Source organism: Alcaligenes phenolicus (assembly GCF_032063905.1).
GTDB lineage: Bacteria > Pseudomonadota > Gammaproteobacteria > Burkholderiales > Burkholderiaceae_B > Alcaligenes > Alcaligenes phenolicus.
Map to the genome: position 1 here is coordinate 103,355 of NZ_DAMBOE010000007.1, position 12,910 is coordinate 116,264.

The 12,910-nt window shown below is 58.5% G+C and carries 14 protein-coding genes; 1 reads left to right on the plus strand and 13 read right to left on the minus strand.

Annotation, left to right across the window (positions count from 1 at the left end; genetic code table 11):
- Window positions 1-152: 152 nt before the first annotated feature.
- The 13 genes from U2949_RS14565 to U2949_RS14625 all read right to left on the minus strand — a co-directional run bounded on the left by U2949_RS14565 (window position 153) and on the right by U2949_RS14625 (window position 11,872).
- Window positions 153-1,499 (minus strand): flagellar hook-length control protein FliK, encoded by a 1,347-nt coding sequence (locus U2949_RS14565; protein WP_321288474.1) that lies wholly within the window; start codon window positions 1,497-1,499, stop codon window positions 153-155.
- Window positions 1,500-1,511: 12 nt separating this feature from the next.
- Window positions 1,512-1,961 (minus strand): flagellar export protein FliJ, encoded by a 450-nt coding sequence (fliJ, locus tag U2949_RS14570; protein WP_009458076.1) that lies wholly within the window; start codon window positions 1,959-1,961, stop codon window positions 1,512-1,514.
- Between the two features lie 2 nt (window positions 1,962-1,963).
- The gene (gene fliI, locus U2949_RS14575) at window positions 1,964-3,406 is read right to left on the minus strand and encodes a flagellar protein export ATPase FliI (RefSeq protein ID WP_371477461.1); all 1,443 of its coding nucleotides are present in this window, start codon (window positions 3,404-3,406) and stop codon (window positions 1,964-1,966) included.
- Complete coding sequence (gene fliH, locus U2949_RS14580) at window positions 3,406-4,146, minus strand: flagellar assembly protein FliH (RefSeq protein WP_021446819.1); 741 nt, start codon at window positions 4,144-4,146, stop codon at window positions 3,406-3,408. Before fliH ends, fliI begins: the two co-directional genes overlap by 1 nt.
- 85 nt (window positions 4,147-4,231) lie before the next feature.
- Complete coding sequence (fliG, locus tag U2949_RS14585) at window positions 4,232-5,242, minus strand: flagellar motor switch protein FliG (RefSeq protein ID WP_026484542.1); 1,011 nt, start codon at window positions 5,240-5,242, stop codon at window positions 4,232-4,234.
- The gene (gene fliF, locus U2949_RS14590) at window positions 5,229-6,962 is read right to left on the minus strand and encodes a flagellar basal-body MS-ring/collar protein FliF (protein WP_026484541.1); all 1,734 of its coding nucleotides are present in this window, start codon (window positions 6,960-6,962) and stop codon (window positions 5,229-5,231) included. The genes fliG and fliF overlap by 14 nt, the downstream gene beginning before the upstream one ends.
- Before the next feature lie 104 nt (window positions 6,963-7,066).
- Window positions 7,067-7,402, minus strand: a complete 336-nt coding sequence (fliE, locus tag U2949_RS14595) for a flagellar hook-basal body complex protein FliE (RefSeq protein WP_009458068.1) — start codon at window positions 7,400-7,402, stop codon at window positions 7,067-7,069.
- 142 nt (window positions 7,403-7,544) lie between these two features.
- Window positions 7,545-7,865, minus strand: coding sequence for an EscU/YscU/HrcU family type III secretion system export apparatus switch protein (locus tag U2949_RS14600; protein ID WP_026484540.1), 321 nt, complete (start codon window positions 7,863-7,865; stop codon window positions 7,545-7,547).
- Window positions 7,855-9,144: a flagellar hook-length control protein FliK gene (locus U2949_RS14605; protein WP_021446817.1), complete on the minus strand. Its 1,290-nt coding sequence runs from the start codon at window positions 9,142-9,144 to the stop codon at window positions 7,855-7,857. Before U2949_RS14605 ends, U2949_RS14600 begins: the two co-directional genes overlap by 11 nt.
- Window positions 9,141-9,476: a flagellar protein FliT gene (locus U2949_RS14610; RefSeq protein ID WP_026484538.1), complete on the minus strand. Its 336-nt coding sequence runs from the start codon at window positions 9,474-9,476 to the stop codon at window positions 9,141-9,143. The genes U2949_RS14605 and U2949_RS14610 overlap by 4 nt, the downstream gene beginning before the upstream one ends.
- Window positions 9,477-9,554: 78 nt before the next feature.
- Window positions 9,555-9,986: a flagellar export chaperone FliS gene (gene fliS, locus U2949_RS14615; RefSeq protein ID WP_026484537.1), complete on the minus strand. Its 432-nt coding sequence runs from the start codon at window positions 9,984-9,986 to the stop codon at window positions 9,555-9,557.
- Between the two features lie 6 nt (window positions 9,987-9,992).
- Window positions 9,993-11,381, minus strand: a complete 1,389-nt coding sequence (gene fliD, locus U2949_RS14620; protein WP_321288475.1) for a flagellar filament capping protein FliD — start codon at window positions 11,379-11,381, stop codon at window positions 9,993-9,995.
- Between the two features lie 89 nt (window positions 11,382-11,470).
- Entirely contained in the window at window positions 11,471-11,872 is a 402-nt protein-coding gene (locus tag U2949_RS14625; protein ID WP_321288476.1) for a flagellar protein FlaG, read from the minus strand.
- Between the two features lie 234 nt (window positions 11,873-12,106).
- On the opposite strand from U2949_RS14625, the gene U2949_RS14630 reads away from it, so the two are divergent.
- Complete coding sequence (locus U2949_RS14630; RefSeq protein WP_321288477.1) at window positions 12,107-12,868, plus strand: RNA polymerase sigma factor FliA; 762 nt, start codon at window positions 12,107-12,109, stop codon at window positions 12,866-12,868.
- The last annotated feature ends 42 nt before the right edge of the window (window positions 12,869-12,910 follow it).

Genomic DNA, 12,910 nt, shown 5'->3' on the forward strand with positions numbered 1-12,910 from the left:
GCGTATTACAAACAGACAAACGCATGTCGGGCCTGAGCCTGACTGCATGCCTGAGCTATTGTGCCGGAGGTCAGACAGGACAGGCCCGGCGAATAGACGCTGCTTTTCGAGCTTAATCATGCTTTTTGCCGGGCTGTCTGTGGGACTGTGAATCAGGCGAAGGTATCAACCAGCGCGTCGGGGTTCAGCGAGCGTGTGGCGCTGCTGTTCACCAAGGGGCTGCTTTCGTCAGCGGAAGCCACGCCGTTCAGGCTGAAGGCGGGTTGATCGCCTTGATTGCCCTTGGCGGCCAGTTGCTCGTGAAAGGCCTGGTGCGAGGCGTGCTGGTCGCCTACGTCAGCCTGTCCCAAGGTCAGCCCGTTTTCTGCAAACTGCTGTTGCAGCTGCTGCAAGGATTGTTCCAGGGCGTGGCGGACTTGAGCATGGGGCGAGGTGATCATGGCGTGGGCCATGCCATCCTGCATTTGCAAGGTAATGCGCAAGGGGCCCAGCTCGGGCGGGTCAAGACGAATATCGGCGCTTTGAACGCCGCCTTGAGCTTGTTGGGCCAAGGTAATCATTTGACGACCCATGGCCGCACCCCATTCGGGGGACTGGACCGGCGTGGCAATGGCCAGCGTCATGGGGCCGGGCAAGGCAGCCGGGCTGTTGGCCTGGACTGCGCTGGGTGCGGCGCCAAGTTGGGCTAGCAGGGAGGCATCCAGAGCGGGCAGGTTCTGATTCACGCCAGCACGGGCATCTTCAGCCATTTGTCGGCCAAAGCTTGCCAAGGACGCCGACGCCTCATCCATCAAACGTGTTTGGGACGAAGCCGTATTTACGGGGATGTTGGTGCCTAGCGGGTTGTTGTTCAGTACTTGTGCAGCATTGCTCGCCGGTTTGCGGGTGGCGGTGGCAGCCAGCGGATTGCTGGTTTCAACGGCTTTAGGCAAGACCAGTTCGGCGCTCAGATCAAGCTCGGCTTCTGCTTCAACAGCGTTCAATGACGCGGTCTGCGCTTGACGGCTACTTGGCTCGGCGGCCAGATTCTGGCGTGTGCTGATGGCGCTCAGTGGCAGTTTGCTATCGGTTTGGGCACTTTTGGGGTCGGCCTTGCTGCTCTTGATTGCCTGTACTTGCGACAGAATCGACAAGGCCATGGCAGGCAGGCCGCTATCGGCCGGGGCATCAGTGTCAAGTTCCAGATCGGTCTGATCGGCAATCAGCAGGGCCGGGTCTTTGATCAAGGGGTCCAGCTCGCTGGCACCTGCCTGTTCGGCCACGGCGTCAGCCAGCTTGGGGCTGTCGGCGGGAACCTGGGTTTTGCTGCTGTCCTGCTTGGCGGCTGCCGGTGTCTTGCCAGCCCCTTTGTGTTGCACCTGCTGCTGTTGGGTTTGCAAGTGCTGGGCAAAGCCTTCGTCTTTGGGCGCATGCGCAGCCGCAGGCCCGGCCGTGTTGGTGGCGGGGGCCGAGGGTGCGGCAGGGGCCGCAGGTAAAACCGAAAGAGTGGGCGAAGTCATGGCGGCGCTTGTTTAATAGGCGGTCTGGCTACGGGTAAAGAGACGAGCAGCGATTTCATCGCTGTTACGTTGTTCCATTCTTTGTTGCTGGACTTGCTGGGTCTGGAGACGGCGGTCGATCAAGGTTTCATACGCTTTCAGGCGTTGCTGATGGCCATACCAGACCTGACGTCCCTGTTCCATTTTCTCTTCCAGCGCTTGGATGACACTATTTTGCTGGGAAATGGCCTGGTCCAATGTCACGATAAAGCGCCGGAAATTGTGGTAGTTCGCCATGGTTACCCCAGTTTGGCCCACATCCAGCAGGCGCTGGGCGTAGTCCTGGCGATAGGTCTGCAACATTTCCAGCTGCGACTGGGCCGCATCGCGTTCTGTTCGCAGCTCCTGCAGATGGCGGGCCGCGTCGTCCACATTGTTCTGACTGAGATCGACCAGCGTATGTAAAGAGGCGTTGGCTTTCATGGCTATTGCTCGCTATTGAGAACGGCGTTCAATTCATCGAAGGCGCGTGGCACGTCCACACGTTGCTGCATGCCCTGGCGCAGATAGGCTTCCAGCCAGGGGAAACGATCAATGGCCTGATCAATGGCAGGATCATTGCCACGGGTATAGGCGCCCACGGCAATCAGGTCGCGGTTGCGTTGATAGCTGGAGAGCAGGCCCTTGAAGCGGTGCACCATCTTGATCTGTTCTGGCTCCACAATGCTGGGCATGACCCGCGAGATGGACGCTTCGATATCAATGGCCGGGTAATGGCCGGTTTCCGCCAGACTGCGCGACAGCACAATGTGGCCGTCCAGAATCGCTCGGGCCGAGTCGGCAATCGGGTCTTGCTGGTCGTCGCCCTCGGTCAGCACGGTGTAGAACGCGGTGATCGAGCCGCAACGCCCTTGTGCATTGGGTTCACCGTTACCGGCGCGCTCCACCAGGGCCGGCAGCTTGGCAAAAACGGAAGGAGGATAGCCCTTGGTGGCGGGCGGTTCGCCAATCGCCAAGGCGATTTCGCGCTGGGCCATGGCATAACGCGTCAGCGAATCCATGATCAGCAAGACGTTCTTGCCTTCATCGCGGAAAAACTCGGCCAGTCGGGTGGCGTACACCGCGCCTTGTAGACGCAGCAAGGGCGAGACATCAGCCGGAGCAGCGACGACAACCGAGCGTTGCAGGCCTTCTTCGCCCAGGTTGTGCTCAATAAATTCTTTAACTTCTCGGCCCCGTTCACCGATCAGGCCCACGACAATGATGTCGGCCTGGGTGTAGCGGGCCATCATGCCCAACAGCACACTCTTACCCACGCCGGAACCGGCGAATAGACCCATGCGCTGGCCACGGCCTACGGTCAGCAAACCGTTGATGGCACGTACTCCTACGTCCAGAACCGTGTCGATGGGACTGCGCTTCAGTGGGTTGGGTGTGGTGTGGCTGAGCGAGACGCACGCTTGCGCGTCGATCGGGCCCAAACCGTCCAGCGGATTGCCGCTGCCATCGACCACGCGACCCAGCAGGCCGGGGCCGACCGGAACATGGCGCGAACGCGCCTGGGCGGGCAGGCTGTCCGGTTGATCGGAGTCGGGCAGCGGAACCGGCGGCTGCAATTGAGCTTCAACCGGTACAACACGTGCACCGGGAGGCAGGCCGGAAATTTCGCTCAAGGGCATCAAATACAGCGATCTGCCTTCAAACCCTACAACCTCGGCTTCGGCCCAGATGTTTTGCGCGGCAGACAGTTCCACTTTGCAAGCGGCCCCTACAGCCAGCTTCAAACCTGTAGCTTCCAGCACCAAACCCGTGGCGCGGACAACGCGGCCGCTGCGCAAGCTGGGCTCAATGGCCTGGACCCGTTGCTGTGCCGACAGCATCTGGGCGCGCCAGCGTTCGGGGGAAGAGGCCAGAAGGGGCGTTGCCATCAGGGCTCCGAAGAGACGGGCAAGCCCAGGCTGGCCAGGGCGCGTTTCCAGCGGGTGGCAAAGGTGGCGTCAATATCGCCGTAGCTGGAGCGCACACGACATTCACCGCGTTGCAGCTGGGGGTCTTCTTGCAGACGCCAGGCGCGGGGCTCGCCTTGTTCAATCAGAAACTCACGCACCAGGCTGATGTCGTCCGGGTGCAAGCTCAGTTCCAGGGCGCTGGTATCGCCTGGATCACTACGCAGTACTTCGGCAACCAGATCGCGAATGCGGCTGGGTTCAGCCTTGATGGTGCTTTGCAATACATGCTCGGCAATACGTGTCGCCAGTTGAATCAGGGATTGGCCCATTTCCTGATCCATCAGTTCAATGGATTGGGCGCAGTTCTGATTCAAGGCGACAAATTCCTTGATGTACTGGTCAATCTGTTCTTGTGCCTTGGCCATTCCAGCCGCCATGCCGGCTTCATAGCCCTGGGCATGGCCACTTTCCTGGCCAGCAGCCAGACCGGCGGCGTGGCCCTGGTTGTAACCGGCCTGATAGCCCTGGGTATGGCCTTCTTCCTGCGCCTGGCTACGCTGGTTTTCCAGATCGCGCTGCAGTTCTTCCGGGGTAGGAGGGACGAACTCGGGCTCTTCCGGTTCCGGGGCGACGACAGGATCATCCAGCCCCTGCATTTGCCAGCGGCTCCAGCTTTCCTGAAGTTCCGAGTAGGCCGAGGCTTTACGGTGGCTGGACATTTACAGGCTCCCGCGCAGGCGGTTCGTGCCTGGGCACAAGCGAATAACGGCTTGGACGGGCAGGAGCTGCCCAAACGAGGCCGTCTTAGACATATTCGTCCCCACTCAGGCCGCCCAGCGTAATCTGACCGGCTTCGGCCAGGCGACGGGCCACCTGCACAATGGCTTTCTGTTCCTGTTCCACCTTGGACATGCGGATCGGGCCTTGGGCGTCGATGTCTTCGCGCAGCATTTCGGCAGCACGGTTGGACATATTGCGGAAGAACTTGTCGCGCAACTCTTCGGGCGCACCTTTCAGGGCAATCGTCAATGCAGAGGTCTCGATTTCCTTGAGCAGCAGCTGAATGGCAATGTCTTCCACATCGGCCAGGTTCTCGAACACGAACATCTCGTCCACGATGCGCTGGGTCAGGTCGGCGTCCATGCCGCGCAGACTGGTCAGGACGGACTCTTCCAGGCTGGCGTTCATGTAGTTCAGCATCTCGGCTGCCGTGCGTGGACCACCCATCTTGCTGCGTTTGGCACCCTGGCCCGATAGCATGCCGTTCAACACTTCGGTCAGCTCGTTCAGGGCCGTGGGCTGCACGCCGCCAAAAGTAGCAATACGCAGGACCACATCATCGCGCAAGCGATCCGGTATGTAGCCCAGAATGTCGGCGGCGCGATCACGCTCCAGATGCACCAGAATGGTGGCAATAATTTGGGGGTGTTCGTCGGCAATCAGCTCGGCCACGCTGGAGGCATCCAGCCAGTTCAGGGCATCAATACCGCTGCTGGAGCCTTCGCTGTTTTCCAGCAAGTCTTCGATCAGGCCAGCGGCCCGGTCCGAGCCCAGCGCCTTGTTCAGTACGGAGCGGATATAGGCGTTGGAGTCCAGTGCCACCGCCATGAATTGGTCGGCCTCCTGGCGAAAGCTCTCCAGAGCCTCGTCCATATCGGCACGGGTCAGTTGCTTCAGGGACGCCATGGCGGTACTGAGCTGCTGCACCTCACGAGGCGAGAGGTGGCGAAACACCTCGGCGGCGGCATCTTCCCCCAAGGACATCATCAAAATCGCACTGCGTTCGATGGAATCGTCCGGTTTAGCCGTTTTCATTTTTTTCATCTTTGTTCAACCAGGAGCGCAACACCATAGCCACGGCACGTGGGTCATCGTGAGCCATCGTGCGGGCGGTGTTCAGATTCTCTTCGTAGCGGCTCATTTCGGCGGCACGTTGTTCCGCAGCCTGTTCGCGAGCAGATTCTTCTTTCTGGCGCTCGACGCGGGCGTCAGCCACCGCCTTGGCCTGGATCAGGCCCTGGATGATGGGGTTGATGACGATGCGCCATGCCATGAACAGAATGAATGCAAAGACCAGATACTTGACCAGTTCCATAGCGAGCTCGCGGTACTCCGGATTTTTCCAGAAGGGGGGATCAATATCGCCTTGCTCGTTGAACTGTCCGTTCACCACGCTCAGGCTATCGCCTCGATCAGCCGAGTAACCAACGGCTTGTTTGACCAGATCGCGGATCTTGTCCAGTTCTTCCTGCTCCAGCGGTTGTTGGTCCTTGTCCGTATTGCGGTAGTTCACCACCACGGCTACCGACAGGCGGCTTAGCTGGCCCAAAGGACCCTTGACGTGGCTGATGGTGCGATCCACTTCGTAGTTCACGGTGGAGTCGTTACGCGCATTGCCGGTGTTTTGCAGCAAGCGGGCCTGTTCGGCCAGGGACACCAGTGAAGGGTCTGTACCGGCCGCTGCAGCGTTCGTGGCATTGGCGGTTTGTGCGGCGGCATTGGCTGGCTCAGTTGCCGGGGCGGCAGGTGTCTGGGGCTGATTCGGTGCAGCAGGCGGGTTCACCAGATTGGCGGTGGCATTGTTGGGAGCCTGATTGCTCAAGGCACCGGGCACGCCCTGGGGCTGCTGCGGGTTGCGTTGCAAGGAAGAGCTGGTCTGCTGGCTGCGTACCGCAGCCTGACCAGGTTGCTGATTGGGCTTGTAGACCTCGGACGTCTGCTCGCGGCGCGAGAAGTCCACCTCGGCCGTCACCTGGGCGCGGACGTTGCCAGCACCGACCAAGGGGTTCAGCAAGGTCAGGATGCGCTGGACGGCTCGGTATTCAATATCGTTTACAAAATTGCGCTGCTGATTATCAGCACCCATCTCGCCAGTGGGCGCGGTCAGCAAGCGGCCATTCTGGTCAATGATGGACACCTTGTCGGCATGCAGATTGGGCACGCTGGAGGAGATCAGCCAGCTGATGGCGGAAACCTGGCCTTCGCTCAGGTCGCGGCCCGGATACAGCGACAGAACTACTGAAGCGGTCGGAGACTGGCGGTCACGTACAAACAAGGTTTCACGCGGCATGGCCAGGTGAACGCGCGCTTCCTTGACGGCATGCACGGCCTTGATGGAGTTGGCCAGCTCGCCCTCCAGGGCGCGCTGATAGGTGACTTGCTCGGTGAACTGGCTGGCACCAAAGCGACTTTGATCCAGCAGCTCGAAACCGGCATTGCCACTGCGCGGCAAGCCTTGCGAGGCCATTTGCATGCGCACATCATGCACACGATCCTGCGGCACCAGAATGGCGGTACCGTTGCTGTTGAACTGGTAGGGCACGTTCATCTGGCCCAGGGCCGAGACAATCGCACCGCCATCGCGGTCGTCCAGATTGGAGAACAGTACCTGGTAGGTAGGGCCGCGGCTCCACAGCAAGAGGGCGACAATCAGAGCAATCAGTGCGGCACCCAGCCCGATCAGCGCTACCTTGGGCAAGGCGCGCAGTGTGTCGTAGCCAGGAAGTTTGTTCAGCAACTGTGCTGTCTGACTCATGGGTGAGGCAGAGGCAGGGTTCTGCATGGAATCAGGGGAGTTCAAATCAGGACGTGCTCAGGCAGCATTAAGGAAAGGGCGGCGGGCATGAAAGAATCAGGCGCTTATACCGGCATACTGGCAATTTCTTGGTAGGCGGCCACTAAGCGGTTGCGTACCTGGACGGTGGCCTGAAAGCCAACGCTGGCTTTTTGCAGGTCAATCATCACGTCGTTCAAGGAAATTCCGGGCTCGCCCATTTCAAAGGCCTGAGCCTGGGCATTGGCCTCGTTCTGCGCCTGGGAAACCCGGTTCAAAGAGCGGGCCAGCTCGGCGGCAAAACCACCGGGAGCGGCACTGCTGGCCGAGGAGGACACAGAACTGGAAGCCCCGGCCGCTTGCGCAACCGCGCGCATCTGGGCCAAAAGGTTTTCAATGCTGGAGAGATTGGAAATCGACATATTCGCTTGCCAGAAAGTCAGGATGAGCCACGCGCACAGGTGCGGGCAGCTTGCCGTGCTTAATGTAACGTTTAGAACGCGAGGCTAAGCAGGGTATCTAAGCCCAAAAACAGGGGCTTTTCAGCCCTTATAAATGGCAGGCTCAAGTTTTTGGGGCGTCGTGCAAAGCCTGCAAGGCTTGTGTGGCCTGGGGATGGCCCTGTTCCAGGGCGTAGAGCCAGGCCAGCAATTCAGCCACGGCTTGATAGAGCTGAGGGGGGATATGACGGTCCAGGTCTACCTGCATCAGCAGGCCGACCAGTTCGGGGGACTCGTGTACGTACAGACCGTGCTCGCGGGCGGTCTCGACAATTTTTTCGGCCAAGGTTCCGTAGCCTTTGGCGACCACCCGTGGTGCACCGTCCTTGGGGTCGTAGCGTAAAGCCAGAGCCTGGGGGCGAGGGGTGGGAGAATCATGGCTCATCGGGCTGGTCCTGCGGCAGGGTCGGGTCGGCTTCAATCTGCAATTGGCTCAGGATCAGGCCCTGGTCTTGCAGACGTTCGCGCAAGGGCAGGCTGTTCTCGTCCAGATAAGGGGCGGATTGATCGGCCTGAATATGGACCAGCAATTGCTGGTTCAGGAGGTTGAGCCGCAAGGTGATTGGGCCCAGCGTGGGCAGATCCAGTTGCAGGGTGCTGGACCAGTGTTCGGTTTCATCGTCCGACTGAGCCTCGTGTCGTTGCACCGTCCAGTTCATGTCGGCATCCGGCCAGGCCTGTCCTTGCCATTGCAGGTTCTGGTGGGCCAGCGTATCCAGTTGCTGACGCACCAGCAGGCTATTGGCCGGGTCCTGGTTGCTGGCCTGGGTCTGAGGACTCTGGCTTGTGCTGGTATGTGTTTCGGCCGCAGGGCGATTCAGGTTTTGCGGCTCTTGCTGTAATTCGCCAACGCTGCGTTGCCCAAAGTGCAGATCACTAAGATGAGACTCGTAGAACAACCCGCTTTGTTGCAGGGCCTGCGGCAAGGCTTGGGTGAAATGCTGGGCAAGGGCGGCGGTGCTGCTGGTGGGCAGTGCGCCATGGGCTGTTGCGCCAGTGGCCGCAGTGCCTGCGCCAGGCATTCCCGCAGGTGCTCCTGTTCCAGCGGCGCTGCTGCCTGCATTCGCGGCACTGGCAGAGCCTGTATTTGCTCCACCTGTTGCGGTGCCGCCGGGCAAGGGCAGTCGCTGTTGAGCCGGAGTCGCAATTGTGCTGGCAGTATTTTGTGCTGTGCCTGAGCGCGTACCCGCCTGGCTGTCGCCACCCGGGCGCGTGGATTCATTGCCGTCCGTTTGCATGGTGGGGCGGCCAGGCAGCAGGGCCTGTCGTCCCTGGATAGCAGGAGCTCGATCCGGGAAGCGCTCCAGCAAGGACAGAATCAGTTGGGCGGTGCGCCCCAGCGTTGTGGGCGCCGAGCTGGTGGTGGCCGTATTGGGGCCTCGTGCATTCAGAGCCGGGTCGGTCGAGGTTTGACCGCTTTGTGTGCGGATATTCCGGCTATCGCGACCCTGGGTGTGGGCGCGGGCTTGATCTACGCTTTGGCGTTGATCACGAGCCGTTTGGTTTTCGGCGCGCTCGGCGCGTTGGCTGCCCGGTGTCTGGCTGATGGCGTCCGGCCGGGCGCCCGTGGCGATATTGCTTTGCTGTCCAGTGCTGATACCCAGAACGGCATCAAGCCGTTGAATAAGCAGCGTCCCCAAAGGGGAGGGGCCGCCTATGCTCATGGGTGAACGCTAGGGCTGTAATACGCTTGCAACACGGTTTGCTGGCGCTTCATATTGCCCAGCAGTGCACCCAGACGCCCCAGTTCGGGGGTGGCCAGATGGCGGATCTGGGCGTCGTCTTCCAGAATTTGGGTCAGCAACTGACGGCGTGCCTGTTTTTCAGTAATAGACAGGTCTTCCATGTTCTTGAGCTTTTCCACGGCGAGTTGATAGTGTTCGGATTGTTCAAACACATCCTCCCAGCGAGCCGTTTGGGCAAGCTCCAGCATGTGACGGGTGATGCTGGCGATAATTTGATATTGATCGACGATCGGGTTAGAGGTATCGCTCATGTTCGTACCAGGCGCTAAAGGCGCAAAGGAGGTTGGAGGTGCAGGTCAGGAACAGAACCTGTCCCGCGAGCCCCGGAGTCAAGCTGGCTGCTTGGCACGTTGGGTATCAACATTGCTGCGCCAGGCATCGGCAATATCGGTCAGCAAACGCTCGGCCAGCGTCAGCTTTTCCGCGTCATTGCGAAGGTTGGCCAGCATCAGATTGTGCAAAATCAGGTCATAGGTAGCGACCAGATTGCGGGCCAGCTCTCCGCCCTTTTCGGTATCGACCGCCATTTTCAGGCCGCTATCGACAATATCAATAGCCTTCGATAGTGATTGCCCCCGCCCGGCAATATTGCCCTGTTCCATATGCAAGCGCGCTTGCAGCATGGCGGTGCGAGCACCGTTAAATAACAGGGTAATCAGATGTTCGGGGCTCGCGCTCAAGACCTCGGTTTCCAGACCTACTTGAGCGTAGGCGCGAACCGATTGTTGGCCAAAGCGACGGGAAGGGGCAGGATAGCTCATAGGGGGTTATTTATTGCTGTTCATATTGCCCAGCATGGACAGTTGCTGGCTTAGGTAATTGCTGGTGCCTTGCATGCGGTTGATCATGACGTCCAGTTGGACAAACTGCTTGCGATAGGCTTCCATTTTTTCTTCGATGCGCTTGTCGGCGGTATCGTACTGATCCTGCAAGGTTTTGCCGATCTTCTCAGCACCTTCCTGTGCCTTGTCAATACGTCCGCCTTTTTTGACAAAATCTTCTGCTGCTTTCTGAGCGCGACCAGCAATGGTTTGCTCGCCGACAAACATCTTCTGGACGTCAGCCATATTGTTTTTCAAGGCGGCGTCCAGCTTCTTGTCATCAATCTCCAACTCGCCGGTTTTGGGGTTAAGGTTAATGCCAAGACCAATCAGGGTACGTATTTCCCCATCTCCGTTTACATGGCCCAACGTCGCTTCTCGCATTTCGTTTTGGGCTTCGCGGGCTAAGGAGTCACCTGTTAGGGCCGAGCCTTGCTTCAGATCGGGGTTGTAGGCGGTTAGTGCGCGAATGGATGTATTGAACTTGTTGTAAGCCGCAACGTATTCTTTGATGGCTTCTGCAGCCTTAGTGTTGTCTTTAGTGACGTCGATGTTGATGGCTTCGGAACTTGCTTTGTTCAGCGTAATTTCTAAGCCTTCAATGGTGTCTTTTAATGTATTGCTTTCGCTGCTGATCTTAATGCCGTTCACGGTTAACTCGGCGTTCATCGCCTCTACTTCTGTTAAACCGAGGGCCGCTGGGTTGCCTGAGTTGAAGTCCAGTAGTTTGCCTAGCTCGTTGTTGCCGTCAACCTTGATCGAAGTAATGGAAGCGGCCTCACCTGTGTCGGCAGCCGACAATTGCAAACGGTAAGGTTGGTCGCCAGCTCCGGTATTAATGATAGTGGCTTTCATGCCCAACTCGGCATCGGCATTGATCGCATTCATTACACCTTGCAAGGACGTGTCCTTGCCGGTCATATCGAGTGTGTGTTCCTTACCATTAGCTAATGTAACGGTAATCTTGCCGTCTGTACCTATTGCAGTGTCACGAGAAGCTTGTTCTGCTGCGGTCAGTGTTTGGCGGGTAGCCAAATTACTGACTTTGATGACGTATTGACCAGGGACAGCTTTGGCTGTGCCGGAGACTTTGATGTCTTCGCTGTTGGTAGTGGTCTTTACTGCGCCGTACAAGTCTACGGAATTGAGTTTTTTGGCAGCTGCTTGCAGGTCAGACAGGCCGCTTTTGAGCTGGCCGTAAGCCGATATTTTATTGGTATTAGCGACCTGGCGGTTCTGGATGACAGCAAGGCTCTTTTTTTCCGTCTTGCGCAGATCTTCCAGCAGTTCGTCCAGCTTAAGTCCTGAGCCCACGCCAATTGCAGAAATAGCCATATCAAATACTCCTTTAGTGTCCTATTTTGTCGCGAATGTGCCGCGCGCAAAGCCCATGTCAATGGGAGGTTTCGATGCCAGTTTGGTTGTTAAACCTTCACGCTGACCGTGTTGCCCTGCAATTGAACAATCATCTTGGCAATCTGGATAACGGCGTCGGAAGGGACGGTGCGCAGCACCTCGCCGGTTTTGTTGTCCACAACGGAGACCACCAGACGCTGGGCCTCGTCATCCATATTGAAGCGAATGCCCGTGGACCAGGCTTGCAAGGAGTTGTTGATCTGGTCCAGGGTGTCGTCCAGCGTGTTGACCATGCCGGGGACCGGTTCGCGCTTGTCGGGCCAGCGCTGTTGCAACTGGGTATCAGTGCTGCTTTCCTTGATGGGGGGCACCGTAGTGGCCGCCGACGGAATAGGGGCGCCAGGGTTTTGCTCCACCGGGGAAGCTAGGGGCACCAAGGCCGTCGTTTGAGATGAAACTGAGCTGATCATGACATCACTCCAAAAGGGGCTTGGTGGCAGACCCGCTCCATGAGGGCTTGGCACCTGTATCGCTCCAATAACGGCACTCCCGTGCGTATCTTTAGGAGAAATTTTCGTTTTCGCCTGCTTTCAGCCCTTTGAAAGCCTGAATAAGATGGCGAAAGACTGTTTGATTTAGGGACTGTAGGGCGGGGCCGGCAGGCAAAATAGCTCAATCTTTATTGTCCGGATTCGTGCCCGTCCATGCCTCGTTCAGAAGATGTCCTGGTTGAGCAGTACGCCCCATTGGTGCGCCGCCAAGCGCTCCAGCTCGTGTCGCGCCTGCCCCCCAGCGTCGAACTGGATGATTTGATGCAGGCTGGCATGATGGGCTTGCTGGACGCCATACGCCGTTATCAGGTTGTGGCCGAGGCCCAGTTCGAGACCTACGCCGTCACCCGAATCCGTGGTGCCATGCTGGACGAGCTGCGCAGCCAGGACTGGCTGCCGCGCAGCGTGCGCACCAAAGCACGCCAGATTGAAGTGGCGGTCAGCAATCTGCGCCAGGAACTGCTGCGCGAGCCCACCGAGCCGGAAATTGCCGAAGTCCTGTCCATGAGCATGGACGATTACTACGAGCTGCTGGACGAGGCGGTCGGGGTACAGGTTATTCACTACGAAGACCTGAAGCGCCATGCCGATCCCTCCGCCGATGCGCTGGAGTTTCTGGAAGACAGCACGCGCGAACAGGCTTACTTCGATAACCCCCTGAACCTGCTGACCTCCCAAGGCTTGCGCCAAGCCTTGATTACAGCCATCGACCATCTGCCCGAACGCGAAAAACTGCTGTTTTCCCTGCAGTTCGAGCAAGACCTGAACCAGAAAGAAATCGCTCTGGTGTTGGGGGTGACAGAAGGACGCGTATCCCAATTGCGTAGCCAAGCCGTGGTCCGTATCCGTGCCAGCTTGGCTAAAGACCAGTGGGATGCGATCTCTGATAGTGCAGAGTTTCAGGTGTTGCTATAAAAAGAAACACCTATCAGGGAACGCATTCTTGCTCGCTGTATA

What these genes read in the sequence shown, in the direction of transcription:
- U2949_RS14565 (WP_321288474.1), bottom strand. Translation starts at nt 1,499, where the DNA reads ATGACTTCGCCCACTCTTTCGGTTTTACCTGCGGCCCCTGCCGCACCC.
- fliJ (WP_009458076.1), bottom strand. Translation starts at nt 1,961, where the DNA reads ATGAAAGCCAACGCCTCTTTACATACGCTGGTCGATCTCAGTCAGAAC.
- fliI (WP_371477461.1), bottom strand. Translation starts at nt 3,406, where the DNA reads ATGGCAACGCCCCTTCTGGCCTCTTCCCCCGAACGCTGGCGCGCCCAG.
- fliH (WP_021446819.1), bottom strand. Translation starts at nt 4,146, where the DNA reads ATGTCCAGCCACCGTAAAGCCTCGGCCTACTCGGAACTTCAGGAAAGC.
- fliG (WP_026484542.1), bottom strand. Translation starts at nt 5,242, where the DNA reads ATGAAAACGGCTAAACCGGACGATTCCATCGAACGCAGTGCGATTTTG.
- fliF (WP_026484541.1), bottom strand. Translation starts at nt 6,962, where the DNA reads ATGAGTCAGACAGCACAGTTGCTGAACAAACTTCCTGGCTACGACACA.
- fliE (WP_009458068.1), bottom strand. Translation starts at nt 7,402, where the DNA reads ATGTCGATTTCCAATCTCTCCAGCATTGAAAACCTTTTGGCCCAGATG.
- U2949_RS14600 (WP_026484540.1), bottom strand. Translation starts at nt 7,865, where the DNA reads ATGAGCCATGATTCTCCCACCCCTCGCCCCCAGGCTCTGGCTTTACGC.
- U2949_RS14605 (WP_021446817.1), bottom strand. Translation starts at nt 9,144, where the DNA reads ATGAGCATAGGCGGCCCCTCCCCTTTGGGGACGCTGCTTATTCAACGG.
- U2949_RS14610 (WP_026484538.1), bottom strand. Translation starts at nt 9,476, where the DNA reads ATGAGCGATACCTCTAACCCGATCGTCGATCAATATCAAATTATCGCC.
- fliS (WP_026484537.1), bottom strand. Translation starts at nt 9,986, where the DNA reads ATGAGCTATCCTGCCCCTTCCCGTCGCTTTGGCCAACAATCGGTTCGC.
- fliD (WP_321288475.1), bottom strand. Translation starts at nt 11,381, where the DNA reads ATGGCTATTTCTGCAATTGGCGTGGGCTCAGGACTTAAGCTGGACGAA.
- U2949_RS14625 (WP_321288476.1), bottom strand. Translation starts at nt 11,872, where the DNA reads ATGATCAGCTCAGTTTCATCTCAAACGACGGCCTTGGTGCCCCTAGCT.
- U2949_RS14630 (WP_321288477.1), top strand. Translation starts at nt 12,107, where the DNA reads ATGCCTCGTTCAGAAGATGTCCTGGTTGAGCAGTACGCCCCATTGGTG.